Below are 21,175 nucleotides of genomic sequence, written 5' to 3' on the forward strand. Positions count from 1 at the left end.
GAGGAATGGTGCCGTGGTAGCCCCGCAAGATGTATTGGCGTTTTGGCTGGACCAAGCCACGCCAGAGGACTGGTACAAGGCCGATCCGGCATTTGACGCCGAAATTCGCGACAAGTTCCTTGCGACATGGCAAGAGGCGACGGAAGGTGCACTGGGTCTTTGGCTGACATATCCTACGGGCACATTGGCTTATATCATCCTGACTGATCAGTTCCCACGCAACATGTTCCGGGACAGCGGGCAGGCCTTTGCAACCGACAAGCTGGCGCTGGCGGCCGCCAAGATGGCGATTGACCGCAACTGGGATATGAAGATCGACGAACCGGCGCGACAGTTTTTCTATCTGCCGCTGATGCACTCGGAAAACCTGTACGATCAGGACCGTGCCGTGCGATTGATCCATACGCGGATGCCGCAAACCGGCAAAAGCAACGAAAATCATGCTTGCGCGCATCGCGCCATCATTCGCCAATTCGGCCGGTTTCCCTATCGCAACGGCGCCCTCGACCGCAAGACAACGGCATCCGAGCAGAGCTTTCTTGATGCGGGCGGTTACGCCACCGCATACCATGCGCAGATGGAACATGAAAAATAGCGCGCTTTGCGCCGCTGCGATACCTGTTATGCCCGAAGGTCACTAGAGGTCTTTTGAAAAGTAGTTTAGTGTTCAACTAAATTTTGAATTGGAGGGCCAGCGCATGGCGGCGAAAAACTTTGACCTGATCGTGATCGGTGCCGGACCGGGTGGTTATGTGGCGGCCATTCGCGGCGCGCAGCTTGGCCTGAATGTGGTTGTGGTCGAACGTGAAAACCTTGGCGGGATCTGCCTGAACTGGGGCTGCATCCCGACCAAGGCGCTGCTGCGGTCGTCCGAGGTATTTCACCTGATGCACCGCGCCAAGGAATTCGGCCTGTCTGCCGACGGGATCGGTTATGATCTGGATGCGGTGGTCAAGCGGTCGCGCGGTGTCGCCAAGCAAATGGAAGGCGGCGTCAAGCATCTGCTGAAAAAGAACAAGGTCACCGTCATCATGGGCGAGGCGACGATCCCTGCCAAAGGCAAGGTTTCGGTCAAGACCGACGCCGGCACAGAGGAGCTGACCGCCAAGAATATCGTGCTGGCCACCGGTGCCCGTGCCCGCAACCTGCCGGGCCTCGAGGCAGACGGCGCGCGTGTCTGGTCATATCGGCATGCGTTGGTGCCACCGCATCAGCCCAAAAAGCTGCTGGTCATCGGGTCGGGCGCCATCGGGATCGAATTTGCCAGTTTCTACAACACGCTGGGTGCTGAAACCACCGTGGTTGAGGTTATGGACCGTGTGCTGCCCGTCGAAGACGCCGAGATTTCCGCCTTTGCGAAAAAGCAGTTCGTCAAGCAGGGCATGACGATCATGGAAAAGGCGACGGTCAAGCAACTGGATCGCGGCAAGGACAAGGTGACCGCCCATATCGAAACCGGCGGCAAGGTGCAAAAGCAGGACTTTGACACGGTGATCAGCGCCGTTGGCATCGTCGGCAACGTCGAGGGGCTGGGGCTGGACGCACTGGGCGTGAAAATCGACCGCACCCATGTGGTGACTGATGAATATTGTCGCACTGGTGTCGATGGGGTCTATGCCATCGGCGATATCGCCGGTGCGCCTTGGCTGGCGCATAAGGCATCGCACGAGGGCGTGATGGTCGCTGAACTGATCGCAGGCAAACATGCTCACCCGGTCAAACCCGAAAGCATCGCAGGTTGCACCTATTGCCATCCGCAGGTCGCGTCGGTGGGCTATACCGAGGCCAAGGCCAAGGAACTGGGCTATGACGTCAAGGTGGGCAAATTCCCCTTTATCGGCAACGGCAAGGCCGTGGCGCTGGGCGAGCCTGAAGGGTTGGTCAAGACCGTGTTCGACGCCAAGACGGGCGAATTGCTGGGCGCGCATATGGTTGGTGCCGAAGTGACCGAACTGATCCAGGGCTATGTGATCGGGCGGCAGCTTGAAACCACCGAAGAAGACCTGATGAACACTGTTTTCCCGCATCCGACCCTGTCGGAAATGATGCATGAAAGTGTGCTTGATGCCTATGGGCGCGTCATTCACATGTAGATTGAGGGGTGGGTTCAATCCTACCGGACGCGATCAATGGGCCGCAGGTCGCCATGCGACATCTGCGGCGCTGGTCGTATGTGAAAATAAATCTGCAAATGTTCCGTTTATGTTCTATATACGCATTGGACTGGGCCTATCGCTGGCTTATGTCCACAGCATGGACAGAAGGTGACCCATGGCAGAGTTGAAGCATATCGAAGTGCGCGGTGCACGCGAACATAACCTCAAGAATATTGACGTGGATATTCCGCGCGATCAGCTTGTGGTGATCACGGGCCTGTCGGGGTCGGGCAAGTCATCGCTGGCCTTCGATACGATCTATGCCGAAGGGCAGCGGCGCTATGTTGAATCGCTGTCGGCCTATGCGCGCCAGTTTCTGGATATGATGGAAAAGCCTGATGTGGATCACATCAGCGGGCTTAGCCCTGCAATTTCGATCGAACAAAAGACGACCAGCAAGAACCCGCGTTCAACTGTCGGCACCATCACCGAGATTTACGACTATCTGCGGCTACTGTTTGCGCGCGCGGGGACGCCCTATTCCCCCGCTACCGGCCTGCCCATCGAGGCGCAGCAGGTGCAGGATATGGTCGACCGCGTCATGGCTTTGGATGATGGGACGCGGGGGTATCTGCTGGCTCCGATCGTGCGCGACCGCAAGGGCGAGTATCGCAAGGAGTTTCTTGAACTGCGCAAGCAGGGGTTCCAGCGGGTCAAGGTGGACGGGCAGTTTTACGAATTGGACGAACCGCCGACGTTGGACAAGAAGTTTCGCCATGACATTGATGTGGTCGTGGACCGGATTGTGGTGCGCGAAGGACTTGAAACGCGTCTGGCCGACAGTTTCCGTACTGCACTGGACCTGGCCGATGGCATCGCCATTCTTGAAACCGCCCCGTCCGAGGGAGAGCCGGAGCGGCTCACGTTTTCGGAGAATTTCGCCTGTCCGGTATCGGGTTTCACCATCCCCGAGATCGAGCCGCGCCTGTTTTCGTTCAATGCGCCCTTTGGGGCCTGCCCGTCGTGTGACGGGCTTGGGGTAGAACTGTTTTTTGACGAACAGCTTGTTGTGCCCGATGTCACGCTCAAGATTGCCGATGGCGCGATTGCCCCGTGGCGCAAGGGTAAGTCGCCCTATTTCTTGCAAACCATCGAGGCAATCGCAAAACACTACGGATTCAATAAGAACGCCCGCTGGAAGGATCTGGATCCATCGGTGCAGCAGGTGTTCCTGTACGGCTCTGACAAGGAAGAGATCAAGTTCCGCTATGATGAAGGCGGGCGTGTCTATCAGGTCAGCCGCCCGTTCGAGGGTGTGATCCCCAATATGGAACGCCGCTATCGCGAAACCGACAGCAACTGGATTCGCGAAGAATTCGAAGGCTTTCAGAATAATCGCGCCTGCGGCACCTGCGGTGGCTACCGCCTGCGCGAAGAGGCCCTGGCGGTCAAGATCGGTCCGGCTGACGGCGGACCTGAAACGCGCCTTCACGCGGGGCAGGTCGTGCAGATGTCGATCAAGGAAGCCTATGACTGGTGTCAGGCCGTGCCCGATCAGCTGAGCAAGCAAAAGAACGAGATCGCGGCGGCGATTCTCAAGGAAATTCGCGAACGGCTGGGGTTTTTGAACAACGTTGGTTTGGAATACCTGACGCTGTCGCGCAATTCCGGCACTTTGTCGGGCGGCGAAAGCCAGCGGATCAGGCTGGCCAGCCAGATCGGGTCGGGATTGCAGGGGGTGCTTTATGTGCTGGATGAACCCAGCATCGGGTTACACCAGCGCGATAATGACCGTCTGCTGACCACGCTGAAAAACCTGCGCGATCAGGGCAATACCGTAATCGTCGTCGAACATGACGAGGAAGCGATCCGCGAGGCGGATTATGTGTTCGATATCGGGCCGGGTGCGGGTGTGCACGGCGGTCAGGTGGTTGCCAAGGGCACCCCTGCCGATATCATGGCTGATCCGGCGTCGATCACCGGGCAATATCTGACCGGCGCGCGCGAAATCGCGATCCCCGCCAAACGCCGCAAGGGAAAGGGCAAGAAGCTGACGGTGGTCAAGGCCACGGGCAACAATCTGCAAAATGTCACGGTCGATTTTCCGCTGGGGCAGTTTGTGTGTGTCACCGGCGTATCGGGCGGGGGCAAATCCACGCTGACGATTGAAACGCTGTTCAAGAACGCGTCGATGAAGCTGAACGGATCGCGGCAAACACCCGCGCCTTGTGAAACGATCAAGGGGTTTGAACACCTCGACAAGGTGATCGACATTGACCAGCGGCCCATCGGTCGCACGCCGCGGTCCAACCCCGCGACCTATACCGGCGCGTTTACCCCGATCCGCGACTGGTTCGCCGGCATGCCCGAGGCCAAGGCGCGCGGCTATAAACCGGGTCGGTTTTCGTTCAACGTGAAGGGTGGACGCTGCGAGGCCTGTCAGGGTGACGGGGTCATCAAGATCGAAATGCACTTTCTGCCCGATGTCTATGTCACTTGCGAAACCTGCAAGGGCGCGCGGTACAACCGCGAGACGCTGGAAATCAAGTTCAAGGGCAAGTCCATCGCCGATGTGCTTGATATGACTGTGGAAGATGCGCAGGATTTTTTCAGCGCCGTGCCGTCGATCCGCACCAAGATGGATGCGCTGATGCGGGTGGGCCTTGGTTATATCAAAGTGGGCCAGCAGGCGACGACCCTGTCAGGCGGCGAGGCGCAGCGCGTGAAACTGTCCAAGGAACTGGCGCGGCAATCGACGGGCCGGACGCTCTATATTCTGGATGAACCGACGACGGGACTGCATTTCGAGGATGTGCGCAAACTGTTGGAGGTGCTGCACGAACTGGTCGATCAGGGCAATTCCGTCGTGGTGATCGAACACAACCTCGATGTGATCAAGACGGCGGACCATATCATTGATATCGGTCCCGAAGGGGGCGATGGCGGCGGCAAGGTCGTGGCGACCGGCACGCCGGAAAAAGTGGCCGAAGTGGTCGAAAGCCACACCGGCCGCTATCTGAAACCCATGCTGGATGCGCGCAAGGTTGCGGCAGAGTAGATCAGATTTCTCGAAATCTGATCGCCCCCGCGGGGCTTTGGTCTGTCAGGACCGGTGCCGTTTTTCGAACCGTGGCAACATGGCTGAAAAGTCCCGCCCCCTGCCATCCTCTGCTTCGACGAATTGCGCATAAAGATCGCGCGCGGCCTGTCCCATCGGCGTGTCGGCATCGGCGGCGATTGCCGCCATCTGGGCAAGGTTGAGGTCTTTCAGCATCAGTTCGGCGGCGAAACCCGGTTTGTAACCGTTATCGGCAGGGCTTTGTGGCCCGATGCCCGGGGCGGGGCAGTAGGTATTCATTGACCATGATGACCCCGACGATGTGCTGACCACATCGAACATCGCCTGCCGGTCCAGACCCAGCTTGTCGGCCAGCACGAACGCCTCGCAGGTGGCGATCATCGTGACGCCAAGGATCATGTTGTTGCAGATCTTGGCGGCCTGACCGTTGCCCGCAGGGCCGCAATGCACCGCCTTTTGCCCCATGATGTCAAACAGCGGCTTGACCTTGGCAAAGGCATCATCAGACCCGCCTGCCATGAATGTCAGCGTGCCGTTCATGGCGCCACCGATCCCGCCGGACACAGGCGCGTCAATGGCGGCCAGCCCGTGGCTTTCGGCCTGTGCGGCGACGGCGCGGGCGCTGTCCACATCCACGGTCGAACAATCCAGATGCACCGAACCTGGCTTCATGGCCGGGTGGATTTCGGCAGCGACAGCGCGCAGGATTTCGCCGTTGGGCAACATTGTGATCACGATATCCGCGTCGCTGGCAGCGTCGGCCGCGCTGGATGCCATCGTGATCCCTGTTGGCGTCGCCATCGTGTCAAAGCCTGTCACATCGTGTTCGCGCGACAGGTTGGCCGCCATGGGCGCGCCCATGTTCCCAAGCCCGATAAATCCGATTTTCATCTGTCTTCCTCCCATTGTAGCGCATTATCGCCCAAAGGGGCGGTCATGCGCGAAGTCTCTGTCTTCGGCACATCCTGCCATGTCTTGTGTTGCCATTGCGGGTTGCGGTCACGGTCAATGATGGCCGCGCGGATACCTTCGATGAAATCGCCCTGTTCCGCGCTGCGGTACGTATAACGGAACTCATGGTTCAGCGCGGTCCGGATGCGCGGATCAAGGCGGACGGATTTGATGATTTGCGTGGCGACAGCCATGGCCAGCGGCGCGTTGCGATCCATCAGCTTGCGCGCATGGGTAATCGCCGGGCCGGGCAGATCGGGCATCGCCGCGTAAATTTCGCCGAGTGTGGTGCCGCAAAAAACTGCGTCAATTTCAGCCTGCCACGTGTGCAGACGGCTGGCGGGTGCAGGGGCTGCGGCAGTCTTTACCGCCTCCACATCGCCTGTCTGTGCCAGCGTCGTTTTCAATGTATCCCAATCGCTTTCAGGGATGAAATGATCGGCAAAGCCTGCATAGATCGCATCACCCGCATCCATCCGGTCACCCGTCAGGCCCAGAAATTCCCCGCAATATCCCGGTGCGCGCGCCAGCAAAAGCGATCCGCCGACATCAGGCACCAACCCGATGGAACATTCCGGCATCGCGATCCGGCTGCTGTCGCAAACAATGCGGTGCGATGCATGGCATCCGACGCCAACACCGCCGCCCATGGTGAAACCTTGCAGAAAGCTGATGACCGGCTTTGGGAATTCCGCAATTTTTGCGTTCAGCCGGTATTCATCACGCCAGAACCGCTGACCATAGTCATAGTCACCCTGCTTCGCGGTCGCATACATTTCCGCAATATCGCCGCCCGAACAGAAGGCCCGGTCGCCCGCACCGTCCATGATGACAATGGCGACAGCGGGATCGTCCCGCCATGTATCCAGTGCTTTCTCAATATTCAGGCACATGTCCCATGTCAGCGCATTAAGCGCCTTGGGGCGGTTCAGCGTGATGTGGCCAGCCTTGCCGACCTTGCGGATGATGATGTCGGTCATGGGGTTCTACCCGATCAGGTGCCGCGCCGTGATCAGGCGCATGATTTCATTGGTCCCCTCAAGGATCTGATGCACCCGCAAATCACGCACGATCTTTTCGATCCCGTAATCCGCCAGATAGCCATAGCCGCCATGCAGTTGCAGGCATTGATCTGCCACGCGGCTGCCCACCTCTGTGACCTGTTTCTTGGCCATAGCGCAGAATGTGCTGGCATCGGGCGCGCCGGTGTCCAGTTTCCATGCCGCCTGCCGCAGAAAGGTCCGTGCCGATTGCAGGTCGATTTCCATGTCAGCCAGCCTGAACTGCAACCCCTGAAACTGGTCGATGGGTTTACCGAAAGCCTTGCGTTCGCGCATATAGGCCAATGTTTGGTCCAGTGCTGCCTGGGCGGCCCCCAGCGAACAGGCGGCGATATTCAGCCGCCCACCATCAAGGCCCGCCATCGCGTATTTGAAACCCTGACCTTCCTCGCCCAGCAGGGTGTCGGCACTTGTTTGGCAATCGTCCATTTGCACCTGCCGCGTGGGTTGCGACCGCCAGCCCATCTTGTCCTCCAGCCCGCCGAATGACAGGCCCGGTGCGCCATCCATCACCAAAAAGGCGCTGATCCCTTTGGGGCCGTCATCGCCGGTGCGCGCCATGACGATATAAGCATCCGAATAGCCACCCCCTGAAATGAACGCCTTGGTTCCGGTCAGCGCGTAACCGTCGTTGGTGCGCACCGCGCGGGTTTTCAGCGCTGCCGCGTCCGACCCCGACCCGGGTTCGGTCAGGCAATAGGACAGGATCGTTTCCATCGTCAGTGCCTTGGGCAGGATGCGTGCGCGCATGTCTTCCGATCCATAGGCGTCGATCATCCGGGCGCACATGTTGTGGATCGACAGAAAGGCCGCGACTGACGCGCAGGATTGCGACAGCGCCTCGAACACCAGCGTGGCATCCAGCCGGGTCAGGCCCGCACCGCCGCTTTCCTCGGACACATAAAGCCCGCCGAACCCCAGATCCGCCAGATCGCGCCAAAGCTGTTTGGGGATGGTGCCCGCCGCTTCCCAGTCGCGGGCATGGGGCGCGATATGGTCCGCGCCAAAGGCCTGCGCCATATCGAAAATGGCGGTTTGTTCCTCGGTCAGTGCGAAATCCATTGATGCCTCCAGCTTGCGAATTGAACGCTTGTTCATATTCTTGGTCGCTTTGGTGCAGCTTGGCAAGCCCATCATGCTGCTGCGCTGTTAGCGATTGGTTATCCCAAATTGGGCATACCTTTTGTCAAAGCAAAGGGAATCGGACGTGGTTGCAGACAAAATCGGTGTGATTGTGATTCATGGTGTGGGCGGGCAGGGCCATGACAGGTCCGACGGTTCCGCCGATCTGACCTTTTCGCGCGCCATGGCACGGCGTGTGCGGCGTAATCTGGGCAACCTTGCCCCCCGTGTCGCCTGGCGCGAGGTGTTCTGGTCCGACATTCTGCAAACGCGCCAACGTGCATTTTTCGAAGGCATCCGCGACAAGACCAGCGCAGATGCGCCGCGGGCCTTTGTCATGTCGGCCCTGTCGGATGCCGCCGCCTATCGCAGGACGGCCGATGGATCGCCGCCAATCTACGAACAGCTGCATTCGCGCGTGGAAAAGACAATGCGCGATCTGGAAGGGGATATTGGCCCGCAGGGGGCTGTCCTGATCCTTGCGCATTCGCTGGGTGCGCATGTCATGTCGAACTATATCTATGACTTGCAACGTTTTAAGGCGCGCACGGGGCAGGGGCGGTTTGGGTCGCCCTTGCAGGACATGCAGACCGTGGCGGGGTTGATGACCTTTGGCTGCAATATACCGGTGTTCCTGTTCGCCTACCCGCCAGAGGAGATCGTGCCAATTACCTTTCCCGGCTCTGCCTTGCCCAAGGACCGGCAGATCATGACGTGGTGGCAGAATTTCTATGACAAGCACGATATCATGGCCTATCCGATGGGACAGGCGGCACCTTGTTATGCACGCATGGTCGCGGACCGGCAGTTGCGCGATGTGCCGATCCACTTGGGCGGTCCTGTTTCGGACAGGTGGGACCCGCTGTCACACGGATCCTATTGGGATGATGCAGAACTGGTGACACCCGTTGCCCATTACATCACCAAGATGCTGGCACAGGGTGCTATTCCATCGGTTTGAAATTGAACTCGCCACCTTCCTTGATGCCTGACGGCCAGCGCGAGGTTACGGTCTTGGTCCGCGTGTAGAATTTGAATGCATCCGGCCCGTGCTGGTTCAGGTCACCGAACATGGATTTTTTCCAGCCGCCAAAGGTGTGATAGGCCAACGGCACGGGGATGGGCACGTTCACACCGATCATCCCGACGTTGATGCGGGCGGCGAAATCGCGTGCCGCGTCGCCGTCGCGCGTAAAGATCGCGGTGCCGTTGCCATATTCATGGTCCATCGCCAGACCCAGCGCCTCTTCATAGGTTTGCGCACGCACGCACGACAGCACCGGCCCAAAGATTTCCTTTTGGTAGATATCCATATCCTTGGTCACCCGGTCAAAAAGATGCGGCCCGACAAAGAACCCGTCTTCATAGCCTTGCAGGTTGAAATCGCGCCCATCGACAACCAGTTCGGCCCCTTGTGCCACCCCGCTTTCGATAAGTTTCAGGATATTGGCCTTGGCCGCAGCGGTGACAACCGGCCCGTAGTCAACGTCATCGCCTGCCGTATATGGCCCGACCTTCAGCTTTTCGATGCGCGGCACCAGTTTTGCGATCAGGCGGTCGGCGGTGTCTTCGCCGACAGGCACGGCCACGGAAATCGCCATGCAGCGTTCGCCGGCAGCACCGTAACCGGCCCCGATCAGCGCATCGGCAGCCTGATCCATATCCGCATCAGGCATGATGATCATGTGGTTTTTCGCACCACCGAAACACTGCACCCGCTTGCCGTTCGCGCAACCGCGCCCATAGATATATTCGGCAATCGGGGTAGAGCCGACAAAGCCGATGGACTGAATCACATCATGATCAAGGATCGCATCGACCGCTTCCTTGTCGCCGTTGACGACCTGAATGATGCCCTTTGGCAAACCGGCCTCTTCCAGCAGTTCGGCCAGCATCAGCGGCACGGATGGGTCGCGTTCGGACGGCTTGAGGATGAAGGCGTTGCCGCAGGCGATGGCGGGCGCGAACATCCACATGGGGATCATGGCGGGAAAGTTGAACGGCGTGATGCCAGCGGTCACACCCAGCGCCTGTTTCATCGAATACATGTCGATGCCGGGGCCGGCGCTGTCGGTAAATTCACCTTTCAGCAACTGCGGCGCGCCGATGCAGTATTCCACCACTTCCAGCCCGCGGATGATGTCGCCTTTGGCATCGGGCAGGGTCTTGCCGTGTTCGCGGGACAATGCCTCGGCCAGTTTGTCCATGTCGCGGTGCAGCAGGCCGACAAAGGCCATCATCACGCGCGCCCGGCGTTGCGGGTTGACGGCGGCCCATGCGGGTTGGGCCATGGCTGCGACATCGACAGCTTGTGCCAACTCGTCTGCATTGGCTAGCGGCACACGGGCCTGCACTTCGCCGGTGGCGGGGTTCATGACGTCTGCGAAACGGCCCGATGTGCCTTTCACATGGGCGCCACCGATGTAATGGGTCAATTCTTGCATGGGATCCTCCTGAGATTTGCCTGACTATAGGCTTGCGTTTTTCGACGTAAAAGAGCGAATATCCCAAAATCATTTTGCAAAAATGCAAGGGTGCGATGGATAACTGGGACGACATAAGGATATTTCTGGCGGTGGCCCGCGCCGAAAGCCTGTCAGGTGCGGCCCCGTTGCTGCGCATGGATCCGGCCACGCTGGGCCGCCGGGTGGCCCGGTTGGAACGCACGCTGGGGGCTGCATTGTTCATGAAATCGCCGCAAGGCTACGCGCTGACCGATCTAGGCGAACGCATGCGCGACCGCGCCGCCGAGGCCGAGGCACAGCTTGCGCTGGCCTTTGACGAAGGGCAGGGGGCATCCGCCGCGCTGACAGGCCAGATCAGGATTGGTGCACCGGACGGTGCCGCCAATTTCGTGCTGCCGCAGGTCTGTGCCGCGATACAGGCGGAAAACCCCGACCTTGAGGTGCAGATTCTGGCGCTGCCCCGTGTCGTCAACCTGTCGCGCCGCGAAGCGGATATGGCGATTGCGGTCAGCCCGCCAGCGACGGGCCGTCTGACGGTTCAAAAAATCACCGATTATCATCTGCATCTGGCCACCCGCACCGATGCGCCTGCGATCACGACGCTTGCGGCGCTGCGGGGGCGGCGGATTGTCGGCTATATCCCGGATATGATTTTTGACAAGGAACTGGATTATCTGGGTGACCTCGGGTTGGATGGGGTGCAAATGGCATCAAATTCCGTCGCGGTGCAGTTGCAGATGCTACGCCATGCCGGTGTCGGCATCGTGCATGACTTTGCCCTGCCATTCGCGCCGGAACTGCACCGCGTGCTGATGGAGACGGTATCGTTGACGCGGTCGTTCTATCTTGTCCGGCATACATCAGACCGGCAATCGGACCGGCTAGGCCGCTTTGCCGCAGCCCTGATCGCCGGACTGCGCGCCGAGGTGGCACGGCTGGAAGAAACGGCACGCTTGACAGCCAGCCCTGCAATTTGACACGCTAGATTATCGCATCAGCGACAGGGAGGCCGTCATGATCGTTTCACAAATCCTCAAATCCAAGGCCGATCACGGGATCGTGTCAGTTAAACCAACGGATCATGTCCGCGCGGCGGTCGTGCTTTTGTCGGAAAAAAGGATCGGCACCGTGGTGGTGTCGGCGGATGGTGTGTCGCTTGACGGTATCCTGTCGGAACGCGATATCGTGCGCGAAATGGGCAAGCGCGGAACTGCGTGTCTTGATGAACCCGTCAGCGCCTTGATGACTGCAAAGCTGATCACATGTGCCCCCGGCGACAGCGCCGATGCGGTGCTGGAGATGATGACGAACGGCCGTTTCCGGCACCTGCCCGTCATGGACGACGGCAAGATGATCGGCCTGATTTCCATCGGTGATGTGGTCAAGGCGCGGCTGGCCGAATTGTCGATGGAGAAAAATGCCCTTGAAGGCATGATCATGGGGCATTAGCACAGCTTGCATTCCGGTGTGTAATATTGTTGCTTGGCGGCAAATCATAAGACGAGGTGCGCCATGCGCGTAGGACTATACCCCGGCACGTTCGATCCGGTGACGCATGGGCATATTGATATCATCCGGCGGGCGTGTTCGCTGGTGGACAGGTTGGTGATCGGCGTTGCGATCAACCGCGACAAGGGGCCCTTGTTTTCTTTGGAAGAACGTGTGGCGATGGTGCAATCGGAATGCGTGCCGCTGGGGGCCGAACGTGGTTGCGAGGTATTGGTGCACCCATTTGAAAACCTGCTGATCGACTGTGCCCATGATGTCGGTGCCGGCGTGATCATCCGCGGTTTGCGGGCTGTTGCGGATTTTGAATATGAATTCCAGATGGTTGGCATGAATCGGTCGATGGATAATTCGATCGAGACAGTGTTCCTGATGGCAGATGCGAAAAATCAGGCGATTGCATCGAAACTGGTCAAGGAAATTGCCCGCCTTGGGGGTGACGTCAGCAAGTTCGTCACCCCGGCGGTCAATAAGGCGCTGACGGCAAAATTCACCGCCTGACCCGCCTGCGTGGTTGGCGGCAATGCTTTAGCCGTAGACAGCTTTGCTCGCGATCTTGGCGGCATCTTCACGGAACATGCCAAGGTCAATCGCGGTTTCCAGCGGCATCGCCTGTAGTTCCCGCTTGAGTTGGGTGTAGGCCGCGCGCTTTTGCATGGCGGTGCGGACAGTGTTCAGGACAGTCATTTACGTGCTCCTTCGTGGTCATCGCGTTGCGTTGTCTTGACCCTTATCTAGGGATGCTGCGCCGCAGCACAATTACCATTTCCCCAAAGGCGCCATGCAAGCGGCGCATGGCAGGATTCACATTCTGCACAAAAAAAGGCCGGTCCCGCGGGGGACCGGCCTTTGCGTGTCATATCGTCTGGATCAGATCAGCTTGCCCATGGCGACGGCTGTATCGCTCATCCGGTTGGAAAAGCCCCATTCGTTGTCATACCATGTCAGGATCCGCACCATGTTGCCGTCCAGCACCTTGGTCTGATCAAGGTGGAAGATCGACGAATGCGGATCGTGGTTGAAATCGGAACTGACCAGCGGCAGGTCGGTATAGCCCAGAATACCCTTGAGCGGCCCGTCGGCGGCGGCGATGATGGCAGCGTTCACTTCCTCGACCGTCGTGGCGCGGGATGCCTCGAAGGTCAGATCGACGACGGATACATTCGGGGTCGGCACGCGGATCGCGACACCGTCCAGTTTGCCGTTCAATTCGGGCAATACCAGACCCACGGCCTTGGCGGCGCCGGTGGATGTCGGAATCATCGACAGCGCGGCGGCGCGGGCGCGATATAGATCCTTGTGCATCGTGTCCAGCGTGGGCTGGTCGCCGGTATAGCTGTGGATCGTGGTCATAAACCCCTTTGTGATCCCGATGGCATCGTTCAGCACCTTGGCCACAGGTGACAGGCAGTTCGTGGTGCAAGAGGCATTCGACACGATGATATCGTCGCTGGTCAGCGCATCGTGGTTGACGCCGTAAACGATCGTCTTGTCTGCATCCTTGCCCGGTGCAGAAATCAACACCCGGCTGGCACCATTGTCCAGATGGGCCTGACACGCCTCTTTACTGGTGAAAATGCCGGTGCACTCCAGCACGACATCGACGTCAGACCACGGCAGGTCGGCGGGGTTGCGGATGGCTGTCACCTCGATCGGGCCGCGACCCACGTCAATCGTGGTCTCGGTGGTTGTGACCGTCGCTGGAAAACGGCCATGCACGGAATCAAACCGCAGCAGATGTGCGTTGGTTTCCACAGGGCCAAGATCGTTGATTGCCACGACTTCGATATCGGTGCGCCCGCTTTCGATGATCGCGCGCAGAACGTTGCGGCCGATCCGGCCAAATCCGTTAATCGCTACTTTGACGGCCATGGTTCATCCTCCTTTAGGATCAATGTTGGCGCTAACATTGCGATTTATGGCAAAAGGTCAACCATTGATCACTGATGAACGTCAACGCCAGAAGGCAACATAGTCAACTAGATCAATCAGGCGGCGCATGGCAAAGGTCGGCACATCCCAGTTCAGGACGAAATGATCCAATGCCAGAAAGCCCAAAATCAGCACGGCCAGAAAAAGGGCAATGGCGTTCGTCATCATGATCCCCCGGCAGGCGACGTTGCAACGGCAGGGCCGTTGATCGTGGATGACGTTAAGTTCAAAGCACACAAATGGCCAGAGCAGCCGTTTACATGCTGATCAGGTGTCGCGAATACATGCGGGTCGCCCAATCCCCGACGCAACCGAAGTCTAGTGCAACCGCCCCATGGTGGCCGCTACATCGGCCATGCGTGCCGAAAAGCCCCATTCGTTGTCATACCATGCCAGCACGCGCACGGTCCGCCCGCCGACAACCTTGGTCTGGTCAGGGGCAAAGATGCAGCTTTGTGTCGTGTGGTTGAAATCAATGCTGACCTTGGCCTCTGCGTCATAGGCCATGACCATGCCCATATAGCCGCCTGCGGCCTCGGCCACGATGGCGTTCACATCAGCCATGGTGACGGATTTACCCGCCTCGAAGGTCAGGTCGACTGCGCTGACGTTGGGGGTGGGCACGCGCATGGCGGTGCCGTCCAGTTTGCCAGCCAGTTCCGGCAGCACCTCGCCCAAGGCCTTGGCGGCACCGGTGGATGTGGGGATCATCGCCATGGCAGCGGCGCGGGCGCGATAGAGGTCGCTGTGCCGCCGATCCAGTGTGGGCTGGTCGCCGGTATAACTGTGGATCGTCGTCATGATTCCGCGTTCGATCCCGATGGCGTCGTTCAGCACCTTGGCAAGCGGGGCAAGGCAGTTGGTCGTGCAGGACCCGTTCGATACCATGCGTTCGCTGGTCAGCAGGTCGCGGTGGTTCACGCCATAGACCACCGTGCGGTCCACGTTTTTTGCAGGCGCGGAAATCAGCACCTTTTTCGCGCCGCGTTCAAGGTGGATGGCCGATTCTGTGCCATCGTTGAATTTGCCGGTGCATTCCAGCACGACATCGACGCCGGACCAGTCAAGTTCTGTCGGATCGTAGGTGGACATCACGTCAATCGGGCCGCGCCCAAGGTCAAGCGTGTTGCCGTTGACCTTGATCGGACTGCCGAACCGGCCATGCACGCTGTCGTATTTCAACAGGTGGGCGTTGGTTTCAATCGGGCCGGTGGCATTGATTTTGACGACCTGCACGTCATTGCGCGCGGCCTCTGTGATGTGGGCAAGGGTGCAGCGCCCGATGCGGCCAAAGCCATTGATCCCGATTGTGACTGTCATATCGTGCCCCTTTCGCTTGGCCTGTTGGTGCAGGGTCGGGCGGCGCGTGTCCAGTAAAAAAGTGCCATCCCTCAATATGTTAACGGTAACGGTGTACATTGGGATACGGTTATCGCTAACGGTTTGCGCCAACATTGCGGGGTTGCGGTTCAGGCCCAGTCAGGAAACTGTTGGCAAAAGAATCGTGGAGTGGATGTATGAGCGGATTGCTGGCCCTGTTGGATGATGTCGCGGCGATTGCCAAAGTCGCCGCCGCATCGGTGGATGATGTGATCGGGCAGGCGACCAAGGCGGGGGCCAAGGCGGCAGGCGCGGTAATCGATGATGCCGCCGTCACCCCGAAATATGTCCACGGGTTTTCCGCGGATCGTGAATTGCCCATCGTGGGCCGTATCGCGTTGGGGTCGATCCGCAACAAGCTGTTGATCCTTTTGCCGGCGGGTTTGGCACTGGCCGCATTCGCACCCTGGCTGATCCCGCTTTTGCTGATGCTGGGGGGGGCGTATCTTTGTTTTGAAGGCGCTGAAAAAGTGCTTCATGCGGTGCAAAAACATGATCCCCACCCAGACGCTACCGGCGATCCTGCACATCTGGAAGAAGAAAAAGTCCAGGGTGCCATCAAGACGGATTTCATCCTCTCTGCTGAAATCATGACGATTGCCTTGGCCGCCATCGAGGCGCCAAGTATCTGGAGCCAGGCCGCAGTGCTGGCGGTTGTAGCCGTGGGCATTACCGCAGTGGTCTACGGTGCCGTGGCGCTGATCGTGAAAGCGGACGACGTCGGGCTGGCGATGGTTGCGGGCGGGCGGCTTGGGATAACGCGCGGTCTTGGCCGCGGGATCGTGGCAGGCATGCCGGGTTTCCTGCTGGTGCTGACATGGGTTGGCACGGCGGCGATGCTGTGGGTCGGCGGGTCGATCATCATTCATGGTCTGGAAGAGATCGGCTATGGCGCAGTGGGCCACCAGATACATGATTGGGCTGTTGCGGTTGGCCATGTGGTGCCTGTGCAGTTCGCGTCCGCGACAGAATGGTTTGCCACGGCGTCGATGGACGGGGTGCTTGGGCTGATCCTTGGGTTTGCGCTGATCCCGGTGGCGACCAATGTGGTTACACCATTGGTGCGGCGTGTGTCCGGTAAATGAATGATGTCCTGCTGCTGCTGGCGCGGCTTTTGATTGCACTGCTTTTTGTGGGCGGCGCTGTGCAAAAGGCAGTCAGCCCGGATGACGCAGGTGCCCTGCTGGCAGGGTTTGGTCTGCCGGTGGCGTTGGTCTGGGGTGCGCTGGTGTATAATGCACTGGCGGGTGTGGCATTGGTGGCGGGTTGGGCGGTGCGCCCTGTCGCGTTATCGCTGGCGGTTTATTGCGGCGTCACGAGCGTGTTCCACTTTCTACCCGATGACCCTTGGCAGATCTCGATCTTTGTCAAAAACTGGGCGATTGCCGGGGGGTGTCTGGCGCTGTCGGTGGCCGGGGCCGGGCGGTTTGCATGGGCAACACAGTAAGGGCGGGGTCAACCCCGCCCTTTGTGACTTACTTGATCAGCGACTTGACCTTGTCGGCGACGTCTTGCGCTGTGATGCCGAACTCCTGATACAGCCGGTCCGCCGGGGCGGAGGCACCAAAGCCGTGCATCCCGACAAAGCCCGATTTTTCGCGCTTGCCGCGTTCGCCGAACAACCAGCGGTCCCAACCGAAACGGATGCCCGCCTCGACAGCGACGCGGACGGGGCCTGCGGGCAGGACGCGGCGGCGATAGGTCTCGTCCTGTTCCTCGAACAGCTCCCAGCAGGGCATGGACACGACGCGGGTGCCGATCCCGTCGGCCTGCAACAGGTCACGCGCGGCCAGCGCGATTTCAACTTCAGACCCGGTGGCGAGGATGATCGCCTGACGTTTACCGTCTGCATCGGCCAGCACATAGGCCCCTTGTGCAGTCAGGTTCCTGGTCTTGTGTTCGGTGCGGACCGTGGGCAGGTTCTGGCGCGACAGGGCCAGCACCGACGGCGTGTCTTTCGATGTCAGTGCCATTTCCCACGCCTCTGCCGTTTCCACGGTATCGGCGGGGCGGAAGACGTTGATATTGGGCGTGGCACGCAGCATGGCCAGATGTTCGACCGGCTGGTGGGTTGGCCCGTCTTCACCAAGGCCGATGCTGTCGTGGGTCATTACATAGGTCGTGGGGATGCCCATCAGTGCCGACAGGCGCATCGCGCCGCGCGCATAGTCGGTAAAACACATGAAGGTGCCACCATAGGGCCGTGCGCCGCCATGCAGCGCCATCCCGTTCATGGCTGCGGCCATCCCGTGTTCACGCACACCGTAATAGATGTAACGGCCCTTTCGGTTGTCGGGGTTGAAGACGCCCAGATCGGCGGTCTTGGTGTTGTTGGACCCGGTCAGGTCAGCGGATCCGCCGATGGTTTCGGGCATGATCGGGTTGATGACTTCCAGCGTCATTTCCGATGATTTCCGCGTCGCAACCGATGGCTTGCCTTCGCTGATCTGCTTTTTCAGGGCGCGGATCACGGCGGGCAGTTTCTTGGGTGCCTCACCAGCGTAGGTGCGGTTGAATTCAGCCTGTTTCGCCGCCGAGAGCGTGGCAAAACGTGCATCCCAGTCCTTTCGCGTGGCCTCTCCGCGGGCGCCGATGGCTTCCCATTGGGCCTTGACAGCCGGGTCCACCTCAAAGGCCCCCATAGGCGCGCCATAGGCTTCCTTGGCCGCGGCGAGCTGTTCGGCGTTGGTCAGTGCGCCGTGGCCCTTGGAGGTGTCCTGTGCGGCATGTCCCAATGCGATATGCGTCTTGCAGGCGATCATGGACGGACGCGGGTCAGCCTTGGCTGCCGCAATCGCGGCATCAATGGCAACAGGGTCGTGGCCATCGATGGCCTGCACATGCCAGCCAGACGCAGCAAAGCGTGCGGGCTGGTCGGTGATGTCGGCCATGTCCACGGTGCCGTCGATGGTGATGTTGTTGTCGTCAAACATCACGATCAGGTGGCCCAGTTTCTGCATACCGGCAAGACCGATCGCCTCTTGGCTGATACCTTCCATCAGGCAGCCGTCGCCCGCCATCACGTAAGTATGGTGATCGATGATCTTTTTGCCCCAGGTCGCGCGCTGGATTTCCTCGGCGAGGGCGAAGCCAACGGAATTGGCAATCCCCTGACCCAGCGGGCCGGTGGTGGTTTCGATCCCGCGGGCGTGCCCGTATTCAGGGTGGCCCGCCGTGCGTGCGCCCCATTGGCGGAAATTCTTGATCTCTTCCAGCGTGATGTCTTCGTAGCCGGTCAGATACATCAGCGAATACAGCAGCATGGACCCGTGTCCGGCGGACAGGATAAACCGGTCGCGGTCAGGCCATTCGGGGGCTTTTGGGTCGAATTTGAGGTGGTTTTCAAACAGAACCGTCGCCACATCAGCCATGCCCATCGGCATGCCGGAGTGGCCGGAATTGGCGGCGGCGACCGCATCCAGCGTCAGGGTGCGAATGGCGGTGGCTTTTTTCCAGTGGTCGGGGTGGGCGGTGCGCAGGGCTGCAATATCCAAGGTGGGTGTCCTATTGGCAATGATGAACGTGGTCGTTGCCTGCGTCATATCAGGGTCCCCCCCAAGATCAAGCGTGACGGCTAAACCGTTCATTTTCCAGCAGGCTGGCGATTTGCGGGTGCCTTTTCTATCGCCTAGTCTTGAAAAACGCGATACGATTCGCCGCAAGGTCGCGCAAAGCGGCATGTGTGGCAGGGATATGTCGGGGCAGGCCATGCGTATAAGGGCCTGTTGAAAAGGCCCTATCAGGGCGGCGAAAGGACAGGCGGATGAGTGACATCAGTGCGTTGGAAAGCCGGATAACGGCGGCGCTTGACCGGATCAGGCAGGGAATCGAAGCGCAAAAAGCAGCATCGGGGAGCGGTGACACCCTGTCATCGGAACTTGAGAATGAGCGTGCGGCCAACGCTGAGTTGGTCGAACGCGTGCGCAATTTGAAAGAACGGCAGGATACGCAGGTTGCATCCCTGACAGGTCGCGTGGAAAGCCAACGCGCCCAGATGATGCGACTGGACGAAGAATTGCAGCGCCTGCGGGCATCCAATACGCAGTTGCGTGACATGAACGCCCGCCTGCGCGACGCGGTTACCAAGGGGGTGTCATCTGAATTGCTGGACGCCGCCGTCGCCGCTGAGGTCGAGGCTCTGGCAGCACAACGGGCGTCAGAGGCGGCTGAGGTCGCGGCGATACTGGCTGAACTGAAGCCTTTGATCGAGGAGCCGGCACATGCCGCAGGTTGAGATTTCCATAGGGGGCCGCATATTCGAAGTGGCCTGTCAGGACGGCGAAGAACATTTTCTGCACTCGGCTGCTGCGATGCTGGACCACGAGGCGTCACATCTGTCGGAACAGATTGGCCGGATGCCCGAAGCACGCATGTTGCTGATGGCCGGGCTGATGCTGGCGGACAAGACGGCGGGCCTTGAAGACCGGGTGCGCGAGGCGGATGGCGAATTATCCAAATTGCGCGCCCAGATCGAAAGATATGAAACGCAACCCGCCCCCCAGCCCGAGAGGATCGAAGTGCCTGTCGTGCCAGCGGAAGTAACGGAAACTCTGGCGGAAATTGCCGCCCGCGCCGAAGCCTTGGCAGACCAGGTGGACGCCGGCACCGATTAAGAGGTGTATTTTTCGACGATTAAGGGCGAAACCCGATCGGGTTTCGCCCTTTTTTGGTCTTATGCGTTGGCTTCGCGGATCTTTTCGGCGGCATCCTTGTCAAAGGTCACGCCTTGGTCGGCAAACAACGTGTCAAGTTCACCCGAGAGCGTCATTTCGGTGATAATGTCGCAGCCGCCCACGAATTCACCTTTGACGTAAAGCTGTGGGATGGTGGGCCAGTCGGAAAAATCCTTGATTCCCTGGCGGATCTCGTCGTCGGCCAGCACGTTCACATCGGCGAATTCAACACCCATGAAGTTCAGCACGCCCGCTACGCGGGATGAAAACCCGCATTGCGGCATAGATTTCGTGCCTTTCATGAAAAGCACGACATCGTTGCTGGTGATGGTTTCCTTGATCTTCGTTTCGGCTGTCATGTCTTGGTGTCCTGTTCATTTTGGTCTGCATCGGGGTTGTCGGTGGCGGTTTGTCCGGGGTCAGGCGTATCTTCGGGGTCGAATTCCTCTGGATCATACCCGTCGTCGTCCTCGGGCAGGGCGCCGACATGGGTGGTGTTTGTCGCCGCGTCGTATGTCAATCCGTAGGATGATGCGCCGTCACGTTTGAACCTGCGATATTCATGCCAGATGGCATAGATGAAAATCAAAGCAAAAGGCCCGACCATGAAAAGAACGAGATACCGCGTTTCCATCGCGTTATTCGGGCGCCTTTGTCGTCAGCGCAAGCGCATGCAAATCCCCGTTACTGCCATCCATCTTGCCTTTTAGTGCGGCATAGACAGCGCGCTGCTGCTGGACCCGGTTCTTGCCCCGGAAACTTTCGTCGATCACTTCTGCTGCGAAATGCGCGCCGTCGTCGCCTTGGACGTTGATCGTCGCCTTGGGAAAGCTTTCGCGCAGCAGAGTTTCGATTTCATGGGCGGTGATTGGCATTCGTATTCCTTTTACCGTTTGATCCTAACCTAGGT

Annotated in this window: 23 protein-coding genes; 11 read left to right on the forward strand and 12 right to left on the reverse strand. The window is 59.3% G+C overall.

What is annotated here, in order from left to right; genetic code table 11:
- Positions 1–13 precede the first annotated feature (13 nt).
- From ACTG4B_RS08185 to uvrA, 3 genes are all read left to right on the forward strand, one after another.
- Complete coding sequence (locus ACTG4B_RS08185) at positions 14–595, forward strand: DUF924 family protein (RefSeq protein ID WP_439155206.1); 582 nt, start codon at positions 14–16, stop codon at positions 593–595.
- Positions 596–698: 103 nt separating this feature from the next.
- On the forward strand, positions 699–2,093 hold the full coding sequence (gene lpdA, locus ACTG4B_RS08190; protein ID WP_439155207.1) for a dihydrolipoyl dehydrogenase: 1,395 nt from the start codon (positions 699–701) through the stop codon (positions 2,091–2,093).
- Positions 2,094–2,271: 178 nt separating this feature from the next.
- The gene (gene uvrA / locus ACTG4B_RS08195) at positions 2,272–5,154 is read left to right on the forward strand and encodes an excinuclease ABC subunit UvrA (RefSeq protein ID WP_439155208.1); all 2,883 of its coding nucleotides are present in this window, start codon (positions 2,272–2,274) and stop codon (positions 5,152–5,154) included.
- A gap of 45 nt (positions 5,155–5,199) precedes the next feature.
- Here the strand turns inward: uvrA and mmsB are convergent, their stop codons facing one another.
- Genes mmsB through ACTG4B_RS08210 form a run of 3 tightly spaced genes read right to left on the reverse strand, consistent with a single transcriptional unit; the run spans position 5,200 to position 8,249 of the window.
- The gene (mmsB, locus tag ACTG4B_RS08200; protein WP_439155209.1) at positions 5,200–6,066 is read right to left on the reverse strand and encodes a 3-hydroxyisobutyrate dehydrogenase; all 867 of its coding nucleotides are present in this window, start codon (positions 6,064–6,066) and stop codon (positions 5,200–5,202) included.
- The gene (locus ACTG4B_RS08205) at positions 6,063–7,106 is read right to left on the reverse strand and encodes an enoyl-CoA hydratase/isomerase family protein (protein ID WP_439155210.1); all 1,044 of its coding nucleotides are present in this window, start codon (positions 7,104–7,106) and stop codon (positions 6,063–6,065) included. The genes mmsB and ACTG4B_RS08205 overlap by 4 nt, the downstream gene beginning before the upstream one ends.
- Positions 7,107–7,112: 6 nt before the next feature.
- Complete coding sequence (locus ACTG4B_RS08210; RefSeq protein WP_439155246.1) at positions 7,113–8,249, reverse strand: acyl-CoA dehydrogenase family protein; 1,137 nt, start codon at positions 8,247–8,249, stop codon at positions 7,113–7,115.
- Positions 8,250–8,394: 145 nt separating this feature from the next.
- On the opposite strand from ACTG4B_RS08210, the gene ACTG4B_RS08215 reads away from it, so the two are divergent.
- Positions 8,395–9,270 carry a hypothetical protein gene (locus ACTG4B_RS08215; protein WP_439155211.1) on the forward strand — a complete coding sequence of 292 codons (876 nt, stop codon included), beginning with the start codon at positions 8,395–8,397 and terminating at the stop codon, positions 9,268–9,270.
- On the opposite strand, the gene ACTG4B_RS08220 is transcribed toward ACTG4B_RS08215, so the two are convergent.
- Positions 9,254–10,753, reverse strand: coding sequence for a CoA-acylating methylmalonate-semialdehyde dehydrogenase (locus ACTG4B_RS08220; RefSeq protein ID WP_439155212.1), 1,500 nt, complete (start codon positions 10,751–10,753; stop codon positions 9,254–9,256). The two genes, ACTG4B_RS08215 and ACTG4B_RS08220, sit on opposite strands and share 17 nt — an antisense overlap.
- Before the next feature lie 95 nt (positions 10,754–10,848).
- Here ACTG4B_RS08220 and ACTG4B_RS08225 point away from each other — a divergent pair, with 95 nt between their 5' ends.
- The 3 genes from ACTG4B_RS08225 (at position 10,849) to coaD (ending at position 12,781) form a co-directional block, all read left to right on the forward strand.
- Positions 10,849–11,751 (forward strand): LysR family transcriptional regulator, encoded by a 903-nt coding sequence (locus ACTG4B_RS08225; RefSeq protein ID WP_439155213.1) that lies wholly within the window; start codon positions 10,849–10,851, stop codon positions 11,749–11,751.
- A gap of 37 nt (positions 11,752–11,788) precedes the next feature.
- Positions 11,789–12,223: a CBS domain-containing protein gene (locus ACTG4B_RS08230; RefSeq protein ID WP_439155214.1), complete on the forward strand. Its 435-nt coding sequence runs from the start codon at positions 11,789–11,791 to the stop codon at positions 12,221–12,223.
- 63 nt (positions 12,224–12,286) lie between these two features.
- Positions 12,287–12,781: a pantetheine-phosphate adenylyltransferase gene (coaD, locus tag ACTG4B_RS08235; protein ID WP_439155215.1), complete on the forward strand. Its 495-nt coding sequence runs from the start codon at positions 12,287–12,289 to the stop codon at positions 12,779–12,781.
- 27 nt (positions 12,782–12,808) lie between these two features.
- Here the strand turns inward: coaD and ACTG4B_RS08240 are convergent, their stop codons facing one another.
- The 4 genes from ACTG4B_RS08240 to gap (ACTG4B_RS08255) form a co-directional block, all read right to left on the reverse strand.
- Entirely contained in the window at positions 12,809–12,967 is a 159-nt protein-coding gene (locus ACTG4B_RS08240; RefSeq protein ID WP_439155216.1) for a hypothetical protein, read from the reverse strand.
- A gap of 183 nt (positions 12,968–13,150) precedes the next feature.
- Positions 13,151–14,152 carry a type I glyceraldehyde-3-phosphate dehydrogenase gene (gene gap / locus ACTG4B_RS08245; RefSeq protein ID WP_439155217.1) on the reverse strand — a complete coding sequence of 334 codons (1,002 nt, stop codon included), beginning with the start codon at positions 14,150–14,152 and terminating at the stop codon, positions 13,151–13,153.
- An 81-nt stretch (positions 14,153–14,233) separates the two neighbouring features.
- Positions 14,234–14,377, reverse strand: coding sequence for a hypothetical protein (locus ACTG4B_RS08250; protein ID WP_439155218.1), 144 nt, complete (start codon positions 14,375–14,377; stop codon positions 14,234–14,236).
- A 153-nt stretch (positions 14,378–14,530) separates the two neighbouring features.
- Complete coding sequence (gap, locus tag ACTG4B_RS08255; RefSeq protein WP_439155219.1) at positions 14,531–15,532, reverse strand: type I glyceraldehyde-3-phosphate dehydrogenase; 1,002 nt, start codon at positions 15,530–15,532, stop codon at positions 14,531–14,533.
- A gap of 197 nt (positions 15,533–15,729) precedes the next feature.
- Between gap (ACTG4B_RS08255) and ACTG4B_RS08260 the strand changes: the two genes are divergently transcribed.
- Together ACTG4B_RS08260 and ACTG4B_RS08265 are read left to right on the forward strand one after the other, a co-directional pair.
- Entirely contained in the window at positions 15,730–16,677 is a 948-nt protein-coding gene (locus ACTG4B_RS08260) for a DUF808 domain-containing protein (RefSeq protein ID WP_439155220.1), read from the forward strand.
- Complete coding sequence (locus ACTG4B_RS08265) at positions 16,674–17,039, forward strand: DoxX family protein (protein WP_439155221.1); 366 nt, start codon at positions 16,674–16,676, stop codon at positions 17,037–17,039. The genes ACTG4B_RS08260 and ACTG4B_RS08265 overlap by 4 nt, the downstream gene beginning before the upstream one ends.
- 28 nt (positions 17,040–17,067) lie before the next feature.
- Here ACTG4B_RS08265 and tkt read toward each other — a convergent pair whose 3' ends face one another.
- Positions 17,068–19,086, reverse strand: a complete 2,019-nt coding sequence (gene tkt / locus ACTG4B_RS08270) for a transketolase (protein ID WP_439155247.1) — start codon at positions 19,084–19,086, stop codon at positions 17,068–17,070.
- A gap of 269 nt (positions 19,087–19,355) precedes the next feature.
- Between tkt and ACTG4B_RS08275 the strand changes: the two genes are divergently transcribed.
- Both ACTG4B_RS08275 and ACTG4B_RS08280 read left to right on the forward strand, forming a co-directional pair.
- Positions 19,356–19,826, forward strand: a complete 471-nt coding sequence (locus ACTG4B_RS08275) for a hypothetical protein (RefSeq protein WP_439155222.1) — start codon at positions 19,356–19,358, stop codon at positions 19,824–19,826.
- Positions 19,813–20,205, forward strand: coding sequence for a cell division protein ZapA (locus ACTG4B_RS08280; protein WP_439155223.1), 393 nt, complete (start codon positions 19,813–19,815; stop codon positions 20,203–20,205). Before ACTG4B_RS08275 ends, ACTG4B_RS08280 begins: the two co-directional genes overlap by 14 nt.
- Positions 20,206–20,264: 59 nt before the next feature.
- On the opposite strand, the gene grxD is transcribed toward ACTG4B_RS08280, so the two are convergent.
- Genes grxD through ACTG4B_RS08295 form a run of 3 tightly spaced genes read right to left on the reverse strand, consistent with a single transcriptional unit; the run spans position 20,265 to position 21,140 of the window.
- Positions 20,265–20,624: a Grx4 family monothiol glutaredoxin gene (gene grxD, locus ACTG4B_RS08285; protein WP_439155224.1), complete on the reverse strand. Its 360-nt coding sequence runs from the start codon at positions 20,622–20,624 to the stop codon at positions 20,265–20,267.
- A complete protein-coding gene (locus ACTG4B_RS08290; protein WP_439155225.1) occupies positions 20,621–20,899 on the reverse strand; it encodes a hypothetical protein in 279 nt (92 codons plus the stop codon). Before ACTG4B_RS08290 ends, grxD begins: the two co-directional genes overlap by 4 nt.
- A 4-nt stretch (positions 20,900–20,903) precedes the next feature.
- Complete coding sequence (locus tag ACTG4B_RS08295; protein WP_439155226.1) at positions 20,904–21,140, reverse strand: BolA/IbaG family iron-sulfur metabolism protein; 237 nt, start codon at positions 21,138–21,140, stop codon at positions 20,904–20,906.
- Positions 21,141–21,175: the final 35 nt, after the last annotated feature.

This window comes from Yoonia sp., from assembly GCF_965660735.1.
In the GTDB taxonomy this organism is placed as follows: Bacteria; Pseudomonadota; Alphaproteobacteria; order Rhodobacterales; family Rhodobacteraceae; genus Yoonia.